The 20,035-nt window shown below is 56.2% G+C and carries 17 protein-coding genes; 10 read left to right on the top strand and 7 right to left on the bottom strand.

What is annotated here, in order from left to right; translation table 11 throughout:
• Positions 1-12: 12 nt before the first annotated feature.
• On the bottom strand, positions 13-441 hold the full coding sequence (locus CPAR_RS02515; RefSeq protein WP_012501745.1) for an Rrf2 family transcriptional regulator: 429 nt from the start codon (positions 439-441) through the stop codon (positions 13-15).
• Between the two features lie 228 nt (positions 442-669).
• Between CPAR_RS02515 and CPAR_RS02510 the strand changes: the two genes are divergently transcribed.
• The 8 genes from CPAR_RS02510 to nth all read left to right on the top strand — a co-directional run bounded on the left by CPAR_RS02510 (position 670) and on the right by nth (position 9,612).
• Complete coding sequence (locus CPAR_RS02510) at positions 670-1,581, top strand: class I SAM-dependent methyltransferase (protein ID WP_012501744.1); 912 nt, start codon at positions 670-672, stop codon at positions 1,579-1,581.
• A gap of 70 nt (positions 1,582-1,651) precedes the next feature.
• A complete protein-coding gene (locus CPAR_RS02505; protein ID WP_012501743.1) occupies positions 1,652-2,101 on the top strand; it encodes a heme-binding domain-containing protein in 450 nt (149 codons plus the stop codon).
• Between the two features lie 61 nt (positions 2,102-2,162).
• Positions 2,163-3,170, top strand: coding sequence for a site-2 protease family protein (locus CPAR_RS02500; protein ID WP_012501742.1), 1,008 nt, complete (start codon positions 2,163-2,165; stop codon positions 3,168-3,170).
• 6 nt (positions 3,171-3,176) lie between these two features.
• Entirely contained in the window at positions 3,177-4,082 is a 906-nt protein-coding gene (gene folP, locus CPAR_RS02495; protein ID WP_012501741.1) for a dihydropteroate synthase, read from the top strand.
• Between the two features lie 110 nt (positions 4,083-4,192).
• Entirely contained in the window at positions 4,193-7,744 is a 3,552-nt protein-coding gene (gene smc / locus CPAR_RS02490; protein WP_012501740.1) for a chromosome segregation protein SMC, read from the top strand.
• A gap of 2 nt (positions 7,745-7,746) precedes the next feature.
• Positions 7,747-8,448, top strand: coding sequence for an HAD family hydrolase (locus CPAR_RS02485; RefSeq protein WP_012501739.1), 702 nt, complete (start codon positions 7,747-7,749; stop codon positions 8,446-8,448).
• A 9-nt stretch (positions 8,449-8,457) separates the two neighbouring features.
• Positions 8,458-8,952 carry a transcription antitermination factor NusB gene (gene nusB / locus CPAR_RS02480; RefSeq protein ID WP_012501738.1) on the top strand — a complete coding sequence of 165 codons (495 nt, stop codon included), beginning with the start codon at positions 8,458-8,460 and terminating at the stop codon, positions 8,950-8,952.
• Positions 8,953-8,967: 15 nt separating this feature from the next.
• Complete coding sequence (nth, locus tag CPAR_RS02475; RefSeq protein ID WP_012501737.1) at positions 8,968-9,612, top strand: endonuclease III; 645 nt, start codon at positions 8,968-8,970, stop codon at positions 9,610-9,612.
• 88 nt (positions 9,613-9,700) lie between these two features.
• Here nth and CPAR_RS02470 read toward each other — a convergent pair whose 3' ends face one another.
• The 3 genes from CPAR_RS02470 to CPAR_RS02460 form a co-directional block, all read right to left on the bottom strand.
• Positions 9,701-10,159 (bottom strand): hypothetical protein, encoded by a 459-nt coding sequence (locus CPAR_RS02470; protein WP_012501736.1) that lies wholly within the window; start codon positions 10,157-10,159, stop codon positions 9,701-9,703.
• An 85-nt stretch (positions 10,160-10,244) separates the two neighbouring features.
• Positions 10,245-12,065: an aminodeoxychorismate synthase component I gene (pabB, locus tag CPAR_RS02465; protein ID WP_012501735.1), complete on the bottom strand. Its 1,821-nt coding sequence runs from the start codon at positions 12,063-12,065 to the stop codon at positions 10,245-10,247.
• A complete protein-coding gene (locus tag CPAR_RS02460) occupies positions 12,065-13,618 on the bottom strand; it encodes a Ppx/GppA phosphatase family protein (protein WP_012501734.1) in 1,554 nt (517 codons plus the stop codon). Before CPAR_RS02460 ends, pabB begins: the two co-directional genes overlap by 1 nt.
• A 328-nt stretch (positions 13,619-13,946) precedes the next feature.
• On the opposite strand from CPAR_RS02460, the gene CPAR_RS02455 reads away from it, so the two are divergent.
• On the top strand, positions 13,947-14,627 hold the full coding sequence (locus CPAR_RS02455; protein WP_012501733.1) for a diacylglycerol/polyprenol kinase family protein: 681 nt from the start codon (positions 13,947-13,949) through the stop codon (positions 14,625-14,627).
• A gap of 16 nt (positions 14,628-14,643) precedes the next feature.
• The gene (locus CPAR_RS02450; protein ID WP_012501732.1) at positions 14,644-15,588 is read left to right on the top strand and encodes an L-threonylcarbamoyladenylate synthase; all 945 of its coding nucleotides are present in this window, start codon (positions 14,644-14,646) and stop codon (positions 15,586-15,588) included.
• A gap of 70 nt (positions 15,589-15,658) precedes the next feature.
• On the opposite strand, the gene CPAR_RS02445 is transcribed toward CPAR_RS02450, so the two are convergent.
• The 3 genes from CPAR_RS02445 to CPAR_RS02435 form a co-directional block, all read right to left on the bottom strand.
• Positions 15,659-17,173 (bottom strand): LA2681 family HEPN domain-containing protein, encoded by a 1,515-nt coding sequence (locus tag CPAR_RS02445; RefSeq protein ID WP_012501731.1) that lies wholly within the window; start codon positions 17,171-17,173, stop codon positions 15,659-15,661.
• A 23-nt stretch (positions 17,174-17,196) separates the two neighbouring features.
• The gene (locus CPAR_RS02440) at positions 17,197-17,835 is read right to left on the bottom strand and encodes a MarC family protein (RefSeq protein WP_012501730.1); all 639 of its coding nucleotides are present in this window, start codon (positions 17,833-17,835) and stop codon (positions 17,197-17,199) included.
• A gap of 110 nt (positions 17,836-17,945) precedes the next feature.
• Positions 17,946-19,946, bottom strand: a complete 2,001-nt coding sequence (locus tag CPAR_RS02435; protein WP_012501729.1) for a ComEA family DNA-binding protein — start codon at positions 19,944-19,946, stop codon at positions 17,946-17,948.
• Positions 19,947-20,035 lie beyond the last annotated feature (89 nt).

Genomic DNA, 20,035 nt, shown 5'->3' with positions numbered 1-20,035 from the left:
GGAACCTGTAACTCAGCCCTTCATCGCTTCCACCGCCTTCAGATCATCGATCAGCTTGCCGATGGTCACCTTTGAAAACTCGTTATTCACCATCTTTTCGATGCGCATGATTTCGTGGCGCAATACGCAGTTGGCGCGGTTCGAGCAGAGCTGCTTGCGGAACATGCACTCCGAAAGCTGCACCTTGCCCTGAAAGATTTCGATCACATCGGCCACGCCGATTTCGCCGGGCTCTTTTGCGAGCTTCACGCCGCCGCCAGCGCCCTCTTTCGACTCCACCAGCCCGTTGCGGATCAGCTCCTGCAGAATGCGGCGAAGGAACTGGTAGGGTATCGCCTGCTCGTCTGAAATCGCCCGCGCCGAAACCCAGCCATCGGATTTCATGCCAAGGGAGATGAGCGCCCGGACGGCGTAGTCTGTTTCTTTGTTGAGTACTTTCATAATCGTTGAATTTCTGATACTAATTTAGTATCAGTTTATCGAAAAACAAACAGAATCGCAAAAATTCCCGGTGGATTTTGTTTTCGCAAAAAATTCCGCTGTCTGACGAAAAGGCCCGACAGCTTCGATTTCCAAGCGGGGCAGTGTATATTTCATGGCATGTTCCGCACCCCTTCGGTTCCTTTTTTTGTCACACGGCCACCTGCGCAGGCCACAACCCGGAAAGCCATGCTTCAACTGGAAACCGCCGGATACAAGACGCTCAACGATCTTCGCTCACGCGGCGAGTTCCCTCCGGAATGGACGAACATCGATGAACTCGAGCAGCTCACCGACCGGTTCATGGAGCGGTTTCGTGCTGAACGGTTCGAGGTGTCGAAAGAGCTTGGTCCGGGGTTTGTCATCTCCGAACTGATCGACCAGACGGTCAGAACCAACGAACGCGAGAACATGGATGACGAAACCAAACCCGGCGAAGAACGGCTCGAATCGGTCAGGGCGCTCGACCGGATGAACCGGATGACATTCTCTTACGAGCATCAGTGCGATCTGCTCATGCCTTTGACTGAAAAGCTGGGACGCTCGGGCAAAACGGTGGGCATCCTCGAACTGGCCGCCGGATCGGGTGGACTGGCCTTTGCTCTGGCAGAAAGAGCACAAAAGGCGGGCATCGAAGTCAGGATCACCGCTTCGGACATCGTACCCGAAATGATCAGCGAAGGCAACCGGCTGGCAAGAGAAAAAAACCTGCCATTAAGCTTCAGACGCCTGAATGCGTTTGACTTCGAAGGGATCGAACCCGGCTCGGCTGATCTGGTGGTCATTTCGCAAAGCCTGCACCACTTCACACCCGGCCAGCTCGCGCTCATGATCGCCCAGGCGAAGCGGCACGGCGCATCGGCGTTCATCGGCCTCGATGGGTTCCGCAGTCTGCTGCTCATTGGCGGCGTACCGCTGGTGGCGAGCCTTCAGGGCATCGGAGATTTTACGCTTGACGGCCTGACCTCGGCCAGAAAATTTTATTCCGGAATCGAACTTGATATCATCGCCGCCATCGCCACAGGCAATGAGACGCATCGGGTAACCTGCTCCTGGCCGATGACCATCCTGCATGTCCCGCTAAACGATGCTGGCACATGATTGGTAAAGCGGGAGAAAGATTTTACTTTTAGTCAATTCAGTCATCGTCCATCAATCGGAGAACACGCCCATGAACATCGCCAAAGCACTGACGGTGGTTGTTGTCGTCCTCATCCTGATTCAGTTAATCCCGCGCCCCAGCCACGAGAACCCTCCGGTAACCGGCACTCCCCAATGGGATAGCCCGCGGACGGAAGAGCTGTTCAAACGCTCCTGCGCGAACTGCCACTCCAACGAAACCATCTGGCCGTGGTACAGCAACATCGCCCCGCTTTCGTGGATCATCAATCTTGACGTCAAGGTCGGACGCTCGAAGTTCAACGTCTCCGAGTGGGGACGCCCAGGCAAGAACGATGGCGATGAAGCCGCCGGCGAATTGAGGGAAGGAAAAATGCCGCCGTGGTTTTACATGCCGGCGCATCCCGAAGCGAAGCTGACCGACGCCGAAAAGGATGAGCTGGTCAAGGGACTGGCCGCAACCTTCGGCGACGAAGATGCGGAACACGAGGAAAAACCCTGATCGCGCAATCGGGTAAGGGGGCTGTCTCAAACATTTGTCATTCTGAACGAAGCAACGCGAAGTGAAGAATTCAGTTTTTCCGAAGCCTGACAGCCCCTGGCCAAAGCTCCGGAGCTATCCGCTGCACCTGTTTCTGTTCCTCGTCACGCTGTTCACCACCACCTGGGCAGGGGCGGAGTGGGCTGGCAAAACGATGGTCATCACGACCGGCTCTGAATTGATGCTTTTTCTGAAAGCGGGCCTGCCCTACTCGCTTTCGCTGCTCGGATTCCTGACCGTGCACGAGTTCGGCCACTTTTTCACGGCCATGCGCCATCGCCTGCGAGCGACCCTGCCCTACTACATTCCCATTCCGCCGTTCCCGAATTTTCTGAATATCGGTACGATGGGTGCGGTGATTCGCATCAAGGAGCCGATCAGCAGCACGCGCATTCTGTTCGACACCGGCTCGGCAGGGCCGCTGGCCGGATTCACGGTCGCCCTCGGATTGCTGGTGTATGGATTCCTGATGCTGCCTCCAGCGCCGTACATCACGCCGGTCGCCACCCTGCCATCACCGCATGGCACGCTCGTTTTTGGCAAGAATCTGCTCTTCGTCCTGCTCGAATCGTTTTTTTCTTCGAAAGCCGTGCCACCGATGACCGAGCTGTACCGCTATCCGTTTCTTTTCACCGGCTGGCTCGCCTGCTTCGTGACCGCGCTGAACCTGCTGCCTGTGGGCCAGCTTGACGGCGGGCACGTAATCTATGCGATGTTCGGCGACGCAGGGCACCGCAAAATCGCCAACGGGTTCCTGATCGCCATCATCATCCTCGGCCTCCCCTCATTCGCCGTGGAGCTGGCGGGCATCTTCCTGCCCTCGCTGACCTTGCCGATTCCGGAGTCTGTGCTCCGGCACTCCTGGCCGGGCTGGATTGTGTGGGCGTTCATCCTGAAACAGTTTATCGGCACACGCCACCCGGCAGTCTCGGTTCGCCAGCGCCTCTCGATGGGGCGTACCATCGCCGGATGGCTCTGCATCGCCCTGTTCGTCCTGACCTTCACCCCGATGCCGTTCGACATTCTCTGATCCGCCATGACCAACTCCATCGACAGCAACCGCTACCGGCTCGATTGCGCCGGAAAGATTCTCGACCTTTCGACCCCCGCCATCATGGGCGTGGTCAACCTGACGCCTGATTCGTTTTTCGACGGCGGCGTGTACGGTTCGACCGGCAATGAGGCGCAGCTCGAACGCGCGCTGGAGTCGGCGATGGCGATGGTGCACGCCGGAGCGGAGATCATCGACGTGGGAGGCGAATCGACCCGCCCCGGAGCCGACCCGGTCAGCACGGAGGAGGAGATAAGGCGAACCGTACCGTTTATCGAACTGCTGCGCAAGCGCAGCGGCGTGCTGATTTCGATTGACACCTACAAAGCCGAGGTGGCCAACAAAGCACTCCTCGCCGGAGCCAACATTGTCAACGACATCTCCGGCTTCAGCTTCGATCCGGCGATGCCGGAGGTATGCGCACGGCACCAGAGCGGCGTGGTATTGATGCACACCCCAGCACGGCCCGACAGCCTGCGCTGGAGCCAGGAGACCGGCGCAAAAGACGAAGAGGTGATGAGCCGCGTAACCAGCTTCCTGCGCCGCTCGGTCGAGCTGGCAACAAGCTACGGCATCGAGTCGATCGTGCTCGATCCAGGGTTGGGATTCGGCAAGAGCGTCGAGGAGAACTACCGGCTGCTCGCGCGGCTCGACGAGCTGCACGAACTCGGGTGGCCGGTGCTTGCCGGGCTTTCGCGCAAGTCGTTTCTCGGCCAGGCGATCAGGCGCCCCGGCGAGGACGCGCCACCGCCGTCGGAACGGCTCTTCGCCACCATCAGCGCCAACACCATCGCGCTCATGAACGGCGCGGACATCCTGCGCGTGCACGACGTCAAGGCCGCCGTCGAAGCCCGCGCCATCGTGCTCGCAACCCGCCGCGCTTCAGAGTGATCGGCGTAAACGCTCCGTTGTCCGGTTCGTCGATTTTTTGTTAACTTTCGTCCGACAGCGACGTTCGCTCGGACGCCGTCGCTCTTTCGGAGACCGTTAATACCCCGTTCATGTACCTGTCGAAAATCGAACTTTTCGGTTTCAAAAGCTTCGCCCACAGGGTCAGGATACACTTCGACAAGGGTCTCACCGCCATTGTCGGGCCGAACGGGTGCGGCAAAACGAACGTTGTCGATGCCATCCGCTGGGTGCTCGGCGAGCAGAAATCGATGCTGCTCCGCTCACCAAAAATGGAGAGCATCATCTTCAACGGCACCAAACGGCTCAAACCTCTCAGCTTCACCGAGGTCTCCCTCACCATCGAGAACACGCGCAACGTCCTGCCGACCGAGTACACCGAGGTCACCATCACGCGGCGCCTCTATCGCAACGGCGACAGCGACTACCTGCTCAACATGGTGCCCTGCCGCCTCAAGGACATCCTCGACCTCTTCGCCGACACCGGCATGGGCAGCGACGCCTATTCGGTTATCGAGCTGAAGATGATCGAGGAGATCATCAGCAACAAGAGCGAGGAACGCCTGAAGCTGTTTGAAGAAGCCGCCGGCATCACCCGCTACAAGCAGCGCCGCAAGCAGACCTTCCGCCAGCTCGAAAGTGCCTCGCGCGACCTGGCCCGCGTGGATGACGTGCTGGCCGAGGTGGAAAAGAAGGTGCGCTCACTCAAACTTCAGGTACGCAAAGCCGAGCGGTACAAAGAGATCAAAGAGGAGCTGCGAACGCTCGACCTGACCCTGTCGGCGCTCTCGATGGACGAGCACCTGCAAAAGCTCAAGCCGCTGCTCGACTCCATCGCCGCCGAGGAACGCCAGTGCCACGAACTTGCAGCCACCATCGCCAAACTCGACAGCTCACAACAGGAGTCCGAACTGCGACAGCTCGATCTCGAACGAAAACTCGCCGAAGAGCAGAAGGAGCTGAACGCCACCAACCAGCTCGTGCACACCCTCGAAAAGCAGTTGCTGCAGGAGCAGGAGAAGCAGAAAAGCCTGCGCCAGACCATCGACAGGCTGAACTATTCGATAGCCGATAAAGGCCGCCGAAGGCTCGAACAGGAGGCGTTGTCAAAGGAGTTGTCCAAACGGAAAACGCCGCTGGAGGAGGCGTGCGCAAGCGCTCTCGAAGCGTTCGAGAAGCTCAAGCAGCAGGAAGCGGCACTGAACTCGGCGCTCGACGAAGGCCGGAAGCGACTGCACGATGAACGCCGTTCAACCGCCGAGCAGCAACAGGCGATCAACAAGCTGAACCTCACCCGCCAGTCGCTCCGCACGCGCAAAGAGCACCTCGAAGGCTCGCTCGCCCGGCTCGAACAGCGCAAGCGCGAGCTGGAGCAGTCGCTCGAACGCTTCGAACCCGACAGGCTCCGCACCTCCGGACAGCTCGAAGAGAAGCTGCGAACGCTCGAAAACCTCAAAGAGGAGGAGGAGCGCCTGCTCCAGCGCAGGGCAAGCATGTCGGAAGAGGTTGAAAAACAGAAAGAGGAGCTGCTGACCCGCAAGAGCGAGCACAACCACCTGAACAACCAGATCAGGCTGTGCGACTCGATTCTCGAAAAGTTCGAAGGCCTGCCCGAAGGGGTGGCATTCCTCGAAAAGCAGCGTGACGGCAAACCGGGACTCGGCTGCCTGTCGGATCTGATTTCGGTCGAAGAGCGCCATAAAAAAGCACTCAACGCAGCCTTTGGCGAAAGCCTCGGCTACTACCTCTGCCACACGCTCGACGAGGCAAAAAAGGCCATCTCGAACCTCACCAGAGCCGACAAGGGCAAGGTGCACTTCCTCGTGCTCGACATGATCGCCAACGGCAACGGTATCGACTACGCCGAAATCGAAGGTGCACAACGGGCGGTCGATCTGGTGCAGGGGCCGGACGAGCTCGCCCGAGCGTTACAGCTGCTCCTGCAGCATCGCTACGTGGTGGACAATCTCGATACCGCCGAACGCCTTGCCGAACACCACCCCGAAGCGCTCTTCATCACTGCCAGCGGCGAAAAGTTCACGCGGCGCGGCGTACTCTTCGGCGGCAGTCCCAAGGGCAGCGACAGCCTGCGGCTCGGCAAAAAGGCCGAACGCGACCAGTTGCAGCAGAACATGAACGAGGTGGTTGCCAACATTGCCGAAGCCGAAAAAACGCTGACGGAACTCCGGAACGAGCTGAACGCCATCGATCCGCAAAAAATCAGACGAGAGGCCTCAGCGGTCAACCAGGAGATCGCCGCGTTCGAAAAAGCGCTTGCCCGGTTCGAAGCCGAAGAGCGCTCGGGAGCCGACCAGATCGAACGTACAGGCAAAGAGATGGAGGCTATCAAAGCGTCGATCCGGACAGCGGAAAGCGAGCTGGAGAACCTGCTACCGGAAATCCGCCAGCTCGAAGAAAAGCTTGAGCACGGCCAGCAGGAGGTGAACACCATGCAGGAGGCACTCTCCGCAGAGGAGGAGCGCAGTCGGAAGCTGCACGCCGAGCTTCAGGCGCAGCAGGGCCGCTTCCGCGACGCGCAGCTCGATCTCGAAAAACACAGCTTCAAAGCTGAAGCCTGCCAACAGGCAATCGTCACGCTCAGCGACGAAATCAGCGGCATGCAGCATCAGATCGGACGTGCTGAAAAAGAGATCGAGGTGCTCGGCCAGGCCATCACCCAGACCGCCGCCGAACATGAAAAAACGCTGATTGTCTCGGCAAAACAGCAACAGGCGCTCAACGAACTGGAGTCCTCATACCGCGACCTCCAGACCAAAAACCATGACGCGCTGTCCAACCTCCGGGATCTGCGGCGCAAGCACGACCTTTCTCAGCAAATGCTCTCCGAGTTCAGCAACAGTAAAGTCAAACTCGAGCAGGGCATCAACCATCTGCAAACCACAGTCATGGAGCGCTACGGCGTCGAGCTCGACCCGATCCCGGCGCACCTGCCCGAAGGGTTCGATCTCGAAAAATCGAAGGAGCGACTCGCCTACCTGCAAAAACAGAAAGAGCAGTTCGGTGGTGTGAACGAACTGGCGCTGGAGGAGTACGATGCCGAAAAGGAGCGCCTCGACTTCCTGACTGCTCAGAAAGAGGATCTGGTCAGCGCCGAAAAGCAGCTCAGGGAGACCATCGAGGAGATCAACCGTACGGCGCTCGAAAAATTCCGGGAAACCTTCGACCAGGTGCGGAAGAACTTCATCCGGATTTTCCACGACCTGTTCGACCCTGAAGACGAGGTTGATCTGTTGATCCACACGGCGGAGGACGATCCGCTCGAAGCGCACATCCAGATCGTCGCCAAGCCGCGCGGCAAGAAGCCACTGGCCATCGAGCAGCTCAGCGGCGGCGAAAAAGCGCTGACCGCGCTGTCGCTGCTGTTTGCGATCTACCTGGTCAAGCCGAGCCCCTTCTGCATCCTCGACGAGGTCGATGCGCCGCTCGACGACGCCAACGTCGGGCGTTTCATCAAGCTTCTGAAAAAATTTGAGAATAACACTCAATTTATTATCGTTACGCACAACAAAAAGAGCATGGCCTCGTGCCAGGCACTTTACGGCGTCACGATGGAAGAGGAAGGAGTTTCAAAACTCATTCCGGTCAAGATCGAAAACGCACGCTCTGAGGAAACAGCATCCTGATTATGTCCCGCACACTTGTTCTGTTCGACATCGATGGAACCCTTCTGAAAGTCGGAAGCATGAACCGACGCGTGCTGGCCGACGCGCTCATCGAGGTGTACGGCACCGAAGGCAGCACCGGCAGTCACGACTTCTCCGGCAAGATGGACGGGGCAATCATCTACGAAGTGCTCTCCAACGTCGGACTCGAACGTGCCGAAATTGCAGACAAGTTCGATAAAGCCAAGGAAGCCTACATCGCCCTTTTCCGCGAACGCGCACGGCGTGAAGACATCACCCTGCTCGAAGGGGTACGCGAACTGCTCGACACCCTTTCAGTTCGAAGCGATATCCTGCTCGGCCTGTTGACCGGCAACTTCGAAGGCTCGGGACGCCACAAGCTCAAACTCCCGGAGATCGACCACTACTTTCCGTTCGGCGCCTTCGCAGACGACGCGCTCGACCGCAACGAACTTCCCCATATCGCGCTCGAACGGGCCCGGCGCATGACCGGAGCAAACTATTCCTCCTCGCAAATCGTTATTATCGGCGACACCGAACACGACATCCGTTGCGCGCGCGAACTCGATGCCCGCTCGATCGCCGTAGCGACCGGCAATTTTACGATGGAGGAGCTGGCCCGGCACAAACCCGGAACGCTGTTCAGAAATTTTGCCGAGACCGATGAAGTTCTCGCCAGCATCCTTACACCAAAACACTCTTAATTCCGCATCATGAAGACCTACCGACGGCAGCTCAGAGAAAAAATCATTCAGGCGCTTTACACGCTTGAACTCCGGGATGTCGATACCGACTCGGCGACCAACTGGCTGCTGACCAAGGAGATGGCAGACGACCCGAACGCGATGAAGTTCTTCAACCACCTGATGAAAAGCATCATCGACCATCGCGAAGAGATCGACCGACATATAGCCAAGCACACCTTCAACTGGGACATGAACCGCATTGCGATCATCGACAAAAACATCCTGCGCATGGCCCTTGCCGAAATCCTCTACTGCGAAGACATTCCGCCGAAGGTTTCGATCAACGAAGCGATTGAAATTGCCAAGAAGTTCAACAGCACCGAAAAGAGCAGCAAGTTTGTCAATGGCATTCTCGACGCCATTTTCAACGACCTGAAAGCCGAGGGACGCATCCAGAAGTGCGGACGCGGCCTGATCGACCACACCGAGTCGAAGATGCAGAAGTCGGAAAGCAACCGCTAACGCGCGCCAAAAGCCATGAGCATGACCGTCCCCGAAAAGATCGCCTTCATCGACAAGGCGCTCACGGCCGTCTGGCCGAACCCGAAAAGCGAGCTGGACTACGAAACTCCGTTCCAGCTTCTGGTGGCCACCATCATGGCCGCGCAGGCGACCGACAAAAAGGTCAACCAGCTCACGGTCGAACTGTTCAAAGCCGCACCCGACGCCGAAGCGATGAGCCGCATGGATGTGGATGACATCAAAACCATCATCCGTCCGATCAACTACTACAACAACAAGGCGAAAAATATTCTCGCTATGAGCCAGCGGCTTGTCGATGAGTTCGGCGGCGATGTTCCGGCTTCACGCGAAGCGCTGGAAAGCCTGCCGGGGGTTGGAAGGAAGACGGCCAACGTGGTGCTGAGCAATGCATTCGGCGTGCCGACCATGCCGGTCGATACGCACGTGCACCGCGTCTCGAACCGCATCGGCCTCTGCAAAACCTCGAAGCCGGAACAGACCGAAGAGGCGCTACTCAAAATCATTCCCGAATCGAGAATGATCGACTTCCACCACTACCTCGTCCTGCACGGACGCTACACCTGCAAGGCAAAGAAGCCGGAGTGCAGCAAGTGCCCAATCATCGAAGCTTGCGACTGGCCTGAAAAAGTGCTTTCGTAGTCACAAAACATCAAGGGCGACCAACTGGTCGCCCTTGCCGTCAAGAGCAACAAGCGCTCTTTTCCATTCTTTTGTTCGCTTCTTTCTCTTACGGCAACTCGATCTTTTTATCCACGGCATAAAGCCACTCGCACTCAGGGCGATTCCGGGTACCAGCCCAGAGTTCGATCGTAATCCCCTGATTGGCTGTGGCCATCGAGGTGAAAATTTCGATCTGGTAGTACAACTCGTCAAGCAGGTCAGCCCAAGCCTCGTCGAGCGGATGCTCTTTCTCGGCATACTCCTCACCAGCTTCGATTGCCGGAGTTCCAGCCTTGAACCAGTCTGAGAGACAGAGATAGCTGTCGGGCATGAGGCAGCCGCCCCGGAAGGTCCCGCGGGGATGCTTCACGCCGGGGATCTCGACCCAGAACTCAAGACGCGCATCCGGAGTAAGCTGACCATCGCCGGAAAGCTTTTCCAAAAGCTGGGTGACCGTATCTTTGATGAGTCGCTTGCTCTCGTCGGAAAGTTCGAGCATTTTGAAATTCGGCGTGTGGTCTCTCATGGCTGGAGGAGGTTAGCGGTTGCTAAAACGATTTCTGGTATCAATATACGGCGCTGCTGGTTGCGCTTCAACCTCTGAGAAGCGATCATTCGGAAATATCGACCTCGGCACGGCGCATCCCCCGCAGAGAATTGCAGATCAACACGATCTCGGCACGGCGAAGATCGTCGAGGGTAAGCGATCGTTCTTTGATCCAGGGACGAGTGCGCAAGAGGTAACGCCGGAACACGCCGTTGAGCAGCCCGGATGATTCGGGTGGTGTAAACCAGCTACCGTCGATCCGAAGCAGCACATTGCTGATGGCCCCTTCGGTCAACTCTCCACGCTCGTTCAGGAACAGCACCTCGCCAAATCCTTTGCCCATCGCCTGCATCAGCGCCTGATCGTAGCGATTACGGGCCGTCGTCTTGTAATGAAGCAGCGAATCGGCGGAATCGACCCGTTCGCTGGCGATGCACACCCGGACAGAGTTGCCGGACAAGTCGAGCGTAAATGGCTCCGATTCCACCAGCACGTCGCCGTTGTGGCCAAGCGTCAATCTGACGCGGTGACGACCGCCAAGCGCCCGAAGCTCCTCCGCCTTTGCATCCAGCTCATCAAGCACGGCACTCTGGTCAACCTTGATCCCAAGCGCTTGTGCCGATGCAAAAAGCCGGTCGAGATGGTCGTCGAGCAGCAGATAGTCGAATCCATTCCACTGGATAGTCTCGAAAATGCCAGGGGATGATGGAACAAGTCCGGAGAGAATCTCGGTCTTGAGCATACACTCCCGGAACTCCTGCTGCGGCTCCGAGTCCCAGACGATACCGCTGCCAGTGCCATACACGCCGCGCCGTCCCTGTAGCTCGATAGTTCGGATCGCCACGTTGAAGGCCGTTCGCCCGCCCGGCAGCATGAAACCGACCGCGCCGGTATAGACGCCTCGCGGGCTGCGTTCCAGCTCGCGGATCAGCTTCATCGCCCGCACTTTCGGCGCACCGGTCACCGAACCGCAGGGGAACAGCGCCCGGAACAGGTCGTGCAGGCGGGTCTCGTCGCGAAGCTCGCCACGAATGGTCGAAACCATCTGGTGCAGGGTCGGATAGGTCTGCGTCTCGAACAGGTCGGATGCCTGTACCGACCCGGTCTCGCAGATGCGCCCAAGATCGTTGCGCAGAAGATCGACAATCATCAGGTTCTCCGCCCGGTTCTTTTCGCACTTCGCCAACCCTTCACGAGCGGCACGATCCTCCTCAGCGCTTGTCATTCTCGGCGCGGTACCCTTCATCGGCATGGTTTCGATCAAGCGCCCCTCACGAACAAAAAACAGCTCGGGCGAAAAGGAGAGCACCAGCCGGTCGCCGGTGTTGAGCATGGCCGACCACGGCGAGGGTTGGCGGCGCTTCATGGCAACGTAGAGCGCCTCCGGAGAGCCGTCAAACGTGAAACCGCAACGCCCGGTAAAGTTGACCTGATAGACGTTGCCCGCTGCAATTTCATCTTTGAGCCGGTCGATGCGCTGGCAATACTCAGCTTCGTCAAACTCGAAGCCGAACCCGGAAACCGCGCACTTGCGCACGGCCGCCTGCTCGTCCGCTGCATCGATCTGCTCACGGCCGATCCGCTTCGGAGCACGATAGACACCGAACCATCCGAGCAGCGTCCGCCCCTCGTCAGGCCAGGCGCACCTGTCAAGCGCCGAATCAAGCAGATAGCCCGCTTCGTAACCGAGCCATCCGGCCAGCGCATACCCTTTTTCAAGCCGCGACTCAAGGCTTTCAAACCAGGCCCGGATGTCATCACCGGAATGGAGCGTCAGGATTTCGACCGGATCGGTAAAAAGGAGGGATTCGCCGTAGCGCGCGTCCGGACAGGTGGATTCAAACCAGAGCGAACCCGGTCTGGAAAGCTCATCGTACAGCGCCATCACTGCAGCGAAGCCTCGATCACGATCGGCTTGCCAAGCACCTCTTCGAGCCACTCCTTGTGGCCGCTCACCGCCCACAGCTCGATGTCGGGTTCATAGCGAGCCAGCGCGTTGATGACGATGCGCTTCGGCTCGTCACGCATGGTAATCGATTGCACGTTCTGCCGGTGCCCGCGTTCGAGCCCGTTGGCCACGCGCAAAATCCCCGACAGCACATCGACTGCGCGGCGATGCGAAGGCTTGAGCTGGCTGTAGAGCGGATGCTTTTCCGTCGGCGGCTGCTTGCGGTGGTAGCGAGCGACGTTGCCGATAATATCGATCTCCGTCGGCGCAAAGCCACGGAGATCGCTGTTCATGATGATATACTGGGAGTGCTTGTGGTGCGCTGAGATCGAGATAAATACGCCGATATTGTGCAGCAGCGCGGCGTATTCGAGCAGCTCGCGGTAGTGCGGCTTGAGGCCGTGCAACGGTTTGAGCTGGTCGAACAGCATCAGCGACAGCCGCGCCACCTGCCGCGAATGCGGCTCGTGCCAGTTGCAGCGATGGGCCAGTTCGATAACGCTCTGACGGCGAATATCGAGCGGGCAACTCCCCTTTCGCCCACGCATGGAGGCGATGTAGTGCACCACCATCCCCTCGCGCAACGCCGAATCGGAAATAACCACCTCCCTGAGGTTGAACTCCCGAAAAATGACGTTGATCAGAATCAGGCCGGGCACAATCAGATCGACCCGCTTCTCGTCCAGACCGGTCAGCTTGCGACGCGCAGCGCGGTCCATCGAGATCACCGATTTATAGAAATTCTCGAACTCCTGCCGGGTAAAGCCGGTCTGGTTCAGCGCATCCCCGCCCTCGGCATCCTTGCCCGCGCGAATCATGCGGGCGATGTTCTCGGCAGTGCCGGAAGAGGCAATCGCGCGGGTCACGCCAAGCTCGCGCGCTTTTTCAGCCGAATCGAAGATCTCGGAAGCAAAAAACTGCTCCAAAAGCTTCCGTTCGTGCTCCGAGACCGGATCGGTGGTCAGGAACCGCTCCATCATCCTCGCCACGCCGATCTTGCGGCTTTCAAGCAGATGCGCTTTGCCTTTGTCGGCAATGATGAACTCCACCGAACCGCCGCCGATGTCGAACAGCAGATCGGGCTTGTCGCGCAAGGTTACGGCATTGCGCACGCCGTAATAGATGAACTGCGCCTCCTCCTTGCCGGAGATGATCTTGACCTCAAGCCCGGTCTCACGCCGAACCATATCGATGAACTCCTGCCGGTTGTCAGCCTCGCGAATGGCACTGGTGGCGAAAGCGATGATGTTCCGAACGGGCACTTCGTGCTGCGTCGCCAGCACCAGGAAGTTCCGAAGCGCGGCCACACCGGCCTCCATCGCCCCCTTATCGAGCTTCTTGGTCGAAATGCTGCCCCGGCCGATACAGATCATATCCTTGACCCGGTCGATCTCGACGATTCCTTTGGCCTCGCTCTCCTCGACAATAACCATGTGAAAGGAGTTGGTGCCGAGGTCGATGGCGGCTACCCTTAGTTTCTCTGTTGACATGCTGTTGAGAATGGTAACGAGATACTGTCGAACGTCTCTGAAAACCTGTTGCGTGCTCCGATTGCTGCGTTGGCTAGTGCTCGAAATCCTCGCGCACTTCAAGTACGCTCCGGGTTCTGCGCTCCATCCGCCTTGCACTCAAAGCGCTCACGACACTTTTCAGAGATGCCCTGTCGGGGGTTAAAATAAGCGATTTAACCGAAAAACGCATCCCCGGCCAAGGGCAACGACCAATCTTTCATCATCCGGGATTTTCAGTGTATATTCAGCCTGCGTATGCTTTGTGCCCGACTGTGAATGACAAACCATCCTGAACCACTCTGGCGAGATGAATCGATCGTTTAAAAACGCAAAGGTCGAAACAAAGCCTGACAAATTGCATTTCAGGCACGAATTCGCTCGCAAGGCCATTCACCTTTCCTCGCTTCTGATTCCGCTGATTTACTGGCACATCGGTAAAAAACAGGCTCTCCTGATTCTCGCTCCCGTCACAGCGGGATTTCTTCTCGTCGATGTGCTCAAGAATGTCGTCCCGTCGATTTCGACCTGGTATCATGCAACTTTCGACAGCATGCTTCGCGACCATGAGCTGAACAAAGAGCGGCTGCATCTGAACGGAGCGACCTGGATCACGCTGGCCGCGTTCCTGCTGATCCTCTTTTTCCCGAAAACGATTGCCGTGGGTGCATTTGCGATGGTCTCGGTCTCCGATACCGTAGCCGCACTGGTAGGCAAAAAGTTCGGACGACACCATTTCGGGCAGAAAAGCCTTGAAGGAAGTCTGGCTTTTTTTGTGAGCGCCATCCCCATCGTCACCATCATTCCCGGAATGCTGTTTCCGGTTGGCCTTGTCATGGCGGTTGCCGGAACCGTCACCGAAGCGCTGGTGCTGAAAATCGGCGAGTTCAGGATTGACGACAATCTCAGCGTGCCGATGGCCGGAGCAATCACTGCAATGCTTTGCTACACCTGGTTTTTCCCCGAAGCGATGAACGCACTCGTTCACTGACCGCCTCCTTCGACCGATGCAGACTCTCGTGACCGACAAGCCCGAAGAGGCCGCAAGCCACCTCAACCGGGGCGAGACGGTCGCCTTTCCGACCGAAACCGTCTATGGCCTCGGAGCCGATGCGTTCAATCCAGACGCGGTGGCCGGAATTTTCAGGGCTAAGGGACGGCCATCGGACAATCCGCTCATCGTGCACGTCGCCTCGCCCGACCGAGTTGGCGAAGTGGCGAGAGAGATCAACGAAGCTGCACAGCGCCTCATCGAGCGCTACTTCCCAGGGCCGCTGACCATCGTGCTGAAAAAACGCGACTCGGTGCCCGACATCGTCTCCGCCGGATTGCCGACCGTCGGCGTGCGCTGCCCGGCGCACTCACAAGCCGCGGAGTTTCTGCGGCACTGCAAGCACCCGGTCGCCGCGCCATCGGCCAACGTTTCAGGCCGTCCAAGCCCGACGGACTGGAAAACTGTCTATCACGACCTCGGCGGCAAAATCGCCTGCCTCTTGCGCGGCGAGCCAAGCACCATCGGCCTCGAATCGACCATTGTCGACTGCTCCGTCAAGCCACCGCTCCTGCTCCGCAGCGGAGCCATCAGCCTCGAAGCACTACAAGAGATTGTGCCGGATATAAAAGTCGCGACAACCTGCCGGGAGGGAGAAGCCCCGAAAAGCCCTGGCCAGAAATACCGCCACTACAGCCCCGAAGCCGAAATCATCCTCGTCGAAACCGCGCCATCAAGCCTGCCGACTGAACAAAAAGCTGCCTGGATCGGCCTCTCAACTCCGCCAGCCGGAGCCACAAAATCCCTCCAATGCCACGACCTGGACGAATACGCCCGTGTGCTGTTCGGCTTTTTCAGAACCTGCGATGCGGAAGGGATAAGAACGATTTATTGCGAGCTACCGCCAGAGGAGGGCATTGGACGAGCGATACGTGATAGATTGGTCAAGGCGGCGGGATAGAGGGGTGAGGGAAAGATATAGTAATAAATCTCTATTTTTGTCGTACAGCTATTTTTCAAGTTTTGTGTACCTATATACGATATTTATCTTCAACCTCAACAAGCTGAAATTCCCCTATTAGACCCTTATCAACTTCTTCCCGTTTTCTTTGTTCCTCGTTATGCGCTGCCAATGATAAATATATCAATGCATTTCGCACCAACTTTAAAAGATTTAATGTTTGACTAATCAATTCGCGATCACTAATTGGATATTCCCAATCATGCCCCTTATGAACTCGCAATTGCTTCGCATCAACTAGATAATGATCATAAACCTTTAAGTATTTATGTGCTATATGGTTGCGAATTTCTGAGATATGCCACGCTTCAGGTTGAAGAGGACTATTTTTCTCTTTCTCACCAATAAACTCTTTACTTACCCAATACAATCCTCTCAATGCCCAGTTTTTTGAAGATTTAAATGGCATTGCCAAACCTAAATCAGCCCGTCCCTCACTAAACCAACATGTCTTATAATTTATCCGTCTAACATTTAAACCCAATTCCCAGTAAGAGTTAACCAAGTAAGCTATTTTATCAAAAATTGCATGTGCGCCAAGAAATGCCATTTTAAGTTTTTCAACCCAAAGCCGATATACTCGATAATCAAGCATATCATACAGTTTCACTTTTTTATCAGAAAAGTGCAAACGCTTTTTTGAATCATCAATTGCATCAAACAAAACGAAACGAGCGCTGACATACTCCTGCTTCAGTTGATTATATATACCATAAAATTCAGGAGGTGTTCCATGAGGAAAATCTGTCAATTTGACCATCACGGAGGGAAATGTTAGAATGTCATTAGCAGCGACATCTTCCTTCCATAAATCATTTAGAGGGTTAAGAAAAAGCCTATTATTCAAACACCACGTACGATAAAACTTTTCTTGCTTTGATCTGCCGCGCGATTCTACTTGAGGCTTAAAATGGAATCTTTCCCAATCATAAATTTCTAATAGGTGGTTCATCCAGCATCTCATCCCCTCAACCGCGTGCTCCTCTAAGCCAATCTCAAGAGAACGCTTTATTTGATGGTAACTCTCATTAAAGAAAAGACTTCGATGGCCAGAATCATAAAGGCAGGCCCCATACCTGTACAATGCCAAACCTCGATTTCCTATAGACATCGAATAATTTGGCAATACTCCCAACACCTCATCCCACAAAGCAATTGCCTCAGCGAATCTACCTATATGGTTCAATGCATTCGCAAGATTTGTCAATATCCTGAAACGCAAATCAGTGCCATCTTGCTCAAAAGGAATATCAGATATAGAATTCTTTGCAATTCGAAGAAAATATATTTCTTTTTCCATTTCAAGATCATCCCAATCCCATAACTTATCCGTACCTTTTATATTTCGGATAGCAGCAAAACAATTAGCTTTATAATAATTAATTTGAGCAATACCCAAGGCATTCAGCTCACATTCTAAGACTTCATCAAGTACCTCTATAGATTTCTGAATTGCAGCCTTATTTCCGGAGTCAATTGCCTGGTCTATTAATCGAGCAAGATCATTAAGGGATACATTGTGCATAAAACCGCTTTTTTATCAAAAATTCACCCAGCCAGCCCGAACGCTCCGTGTACTCCCGTAATTACCATCTGAGACCCGATGACAGCGAGAATCAAACCCATCATTCGCGTAATAACGCCTAACGCGCTGGCTCCGATGTAGGTGACAAACTTCTCTCCCGAGACAAACAGCACATAGGTAATGAGGCAAAGTACGCCGAACACCACAATCGTCACGGCCATGTCCATGAAGTTCTCGCCGGTCGAAAAGTTCATCGCCGTGGCGATCGTGCCCGGCCCGGCGAGGATTGGCATCGCCAGCGGGGAGACCGTGACGCTGAGCGCGGCTTCGAGGGATTTTTTCTTATCCTTGTCGCTCGGATGCTGCACGCTGGACTGATCGCCCTGCAGCATGTGAAAGCCGATCAGAAACACCAGCAATCCGCCCGTAATCTGAAATGCCGGCAGCGTAATGCCGAAAAGATCGAAGATGATCTTCCCGGCCACCGAAAAAACCGACACGATCAGAAACGCCAGCAACAGCGCGCGTGACGCCACCATTGCCGTCGTCTTTTCATCGTCACCCTCCGTGAGGCTCAGAAATATCGGCACGTTGGCAATGGGGTTCATAATGGCGAAAAACCCCATAAACACGGTCAGGGCGTGAACCCATAGTTCTTGCATTCTCTATCTATCTCCATCTCAATTATCGTGAAGGACAACACTCTAAAAAACAAAAAAGCAGCGTGACGAAAAAACGCTGCTTTTTGCTCTCTGGATGCCCATAATCTTCCTCAGAACCGCAGCAGCGCGCCCAACTCAAACGAGCTTGGCGATGAGGTGTCGCGCAGGTCGTTGCCGCTGCTGTATGTGTCACGATCACTGTACCAGGTGGTTTCGTATTTGGCGGTAAGCCTGAAATTCTTCAACGGCTTGTAGTCGAGCAGAATAAACCACGCTTTTCCCTGACCGTAGTAGGTGCTGAGTGTGTAGACCAGCGGCAGGTCGTCCTCGTAGGCGTAAAGGGCGGCATCGTAACTGTCGGTATCGAAAAAAGCGAGGCGGGTTTTGAGGGTGAATGGGCCGCGTTTCCAGTTGATCTGCTGGTAAAAAAGCCGCCCTTGTTCGGTTTCAAGGCCACTGACGAACGAGCTCTCGACGCTTTTGAATGCAACTCGCGACTTCAGGATAAGGCTCGATGAGCAGCGGGCTTTCAGGCTGAGCTGCACCCTGTTGGTGGTTTTGGGCACCGGCATCACATACTCACGATAGGTGTCGGGGCCGGTCTGGGTTTTCGTCTCCTCTTTCTCCTGATGCTGATAGAGCCCCTCCAGAGTTATCGAGCGGCTCGGCTTCCAGGTGGCATACAACCGGGCTTCGTGGCCTGACGAGGGCAGGGCGTAGCGATCCGGATCGAGCTCGGGAAACCGGAAGAGATCGTACGACGCGGCAAGATTCAGGTTATCGAGCACATCGGCACTAAGTCCGGTGTAGAAACCCTCCTCGTTCGAAGCATCGTCGCCACGCTCGGCGAAAGCTCCGGCGAACGGCGAGACGTAATCGACAGCATACTCCCGCATCGAAACCACGCCAGTAACGCCTTTGGCCAGCTCGGCCTGCGCACCGGCAAGCCAGGAGACTGCGCCGGGAGTATCGGAGAAAGCGGCCTCACCGAAAAGCTGGACGTTCTGATAGACCGCGCTGGCATCGACCGATGCGAGCTGTCCGCCGCGATCGCCATCGAGCCGGTCGAACGGAAGTCCGTAACGATAATCGGCCCAGGTCGCGCCGACAACGGCGTCGAGGTCATCGCTGCGATACCGGTAGCGAAGGTTGAGGCCGCTGACCCGCTCGGTGAGATTGTCTTTTTTTTCGATTTCGGAAGCAGTTCGGTGATAGCCGCTCGTCGAAATGCTCGTCACCACACCATCGTCGATACTGGCATCCACTTTATTGGATGAGGTAAACGCAGTCATTTCAAAATCCCCGGGCGAAAGCGTCACGGCAGCGCCCTGCAGGAAGCCGTATTCAGCGGCCGAAGCGTAGGGGCGAAGCGGCCGGGAAGAGAGCTGCACGCCATCGATGGCATCGGTGCCTTTGCTGAAATATCGCCCCTGACCGAACAACAGCCCCTGGCCAAAACTGAGTCGGTAATTACCGATGACCGCCTGGTCGAGAATACCGATGCGCCGGGCATAGGCGCTGAACGAGATGAAATCGTCAAAATCCGCTTCACCGACATCGCTGTCCTGAAGCACGGTGAAACCATACTGTAGAGTACTTGCCTGAAGCCGATTGTAGAGGTGTCGGTTCTCCCCGGCGTACTTGCCGTTTTCGATACCGGCGCGCGGCGGACTCTCCCGGTAGACCCGGCTGATGAGGCTGCCGCGAATGCGTTGGGAAACCTTTTTTTCCTCTTGCTTTGTTGGCAGTTCGAATGAGAAAAAGCCGGACAGACGCTCCGCGCTCTTCTTGCCGATGATCTTTTCGAGTTCAGCTGCCGAGGTGATCGGGCCACGCTGTCGGCGCCAGTCGATGATCTTCGCCGCATCAGCAGGAGTCAGCAGGGGCAGTCCGAGCAGCTGCTCTTCGGTGGCAAGGTTGACCGAAATACGCTGCCCGCGCAGATCTTCGAGCACACCGAACAGCTCCTCGGCATTGCTCTCAGGTTCGGAACGATCGAGCAGCTCCTGAATGGATTCATCCGCCAGAGCTGAAAACGGTAAGAAAATAAACACGCAAAGCGCTGCCGCCGAAGCCAGTCGGCGGGAAAAAGGGTATGGCTGGAACATCATCGTTAGGGGCCGATGGTTTGGCAGAACAAGTGGGCTTACACTCCGATCGTCGTGTTGATCTCAACGATTAACTTGCGAAGCAGCCCAAA

The organism is Chlorobaculum parvum NCIB 8327 (assembly GCF_000020505.1).
Taxonomy (GTDB): domain Bacteria; phylum Bacteroidota; class Chlorobiia; order Chlorobiales; family Chlorobiaceae; genus Chlorobaculum; species Chlorobaculum parvum_A.
Note: the sequence above shows the minus strand (reverse complement) of the source record. Positions and strands in the feature narration are given on the sequence as shown.

Excerpts from the sequence above, each read along its gene's own strand:
- CPAR_RS02470 (WP_012501736.1), bottom strand. The coding sequence starts at position 10,159 with ATGAGAGACCACACGCCGAATTTCAAAATGCTCGAACTTTCCGACGAG.
- CPAR_RS02435 (WP_012501729.1), bottom strand. The coding sequence starts at position 19,946 with ATGATGTTCCAGCCATACCCTTTTTCCCGCCGACTGGCTTCGGCGGCA.
- CPAR_RS02445 (WP_012501731.1), bottom strand. The coding sequence starts at position 17,173 with ATGCACAATGTATCCCTTAATGATCTTGCTCGATTAATAGACCAGGCA.
- CPAR_RS02455 (WP_012501733.1), top strand. The coding sequence starts at position 13,947 with ATGAATCGATCGTTTAAAAACGCAAAGGTCGAAACAAAGCCTGACAAA.
- nth (WP_012501737.1), top strand. The coding sequence starts at position 8,968 with ATGAGCATGACCGTCCCCGAAAAGATCGCCTTCATCGACAAGGCGCTC.
- nusB (WP_012501738.1), top strand. The coding sequence starts at position 8,458 with ATGAAGACCTACCGACGGCAGCTCAGAGAAAAAATCATTCAGGCGCTT.
- CPAR_RS02450 (WP_012501732.1), top strand. The coding sequence starts at position 14,644 with ATGCAGACTCTCGTGACCGACAAGCCCGAAGAGGCCGCAAGCCACCTC.
- CPAR_RS02510 (WP_012501744.1), top strand. The coding sequence starts at position 670 with ATGCTTCAACTGGAAACCGCCGGATACAAGACGCTCAACGATCTTCGC.
- CPAR_RS02440 (WP_012501730.1), bottom strand. The coding sequence starts at position 17,835 with ATGCAAGAACTATGGGTTCACGCCCTGACCGTGTTTATGGGGTTTTTC.
- folP (WP_012501741.1), top strand. The coding sequence starts at position 3,177 with ATGACCAACTCCATCGACAGCAACCGCTACCGGCTCGATTGCGCCGGA.
- smc (WP_012501740.1), top strand. The coding sequence starts at position 4,193 with ATGTACCTGTCGAAAATCGAACTTTTCGGTTTCAAAAGCTTCGCCCAC.
- CPAR_RS02515 (WP_012501745.1), bottom strand. The coding sequence starts at position 441 with ATGAAAGTACTCAACAAAGAAACAGACTACGCCGTCCGGGCGCTCATC.
- CPAR_RS02485 (WP_012501739.1), top strand. The coding sequence starts at position 7,747 with ATGTCCCGCACACTTGTTCTGTTCGACATCGATGGAACCCTTCTGAAA.
- CPAR_RS02460 (WP_012501734.1), bottom strand. The coding sequence starts at position 13,618 with ATGTCAACAGAGAAACTAAGGGTAGCCGCCATCGACCTCGGCACCAAC.
- pabB (WP_012501735.1), bottom strand. The coding sequence starts at position 12,065 with ATGGCGCTGTACGATGAGCTTTCCAGACCGGGTTCGCTCTGGTTTGAA.
- CPAR_RS02505 (WP_012501743.1), top strand. The coding sequence starts at position 1,652 with ATGAACATCGCCAAAGCACTGACGGTGGTTGTTGTCGTCCTCATCCTG.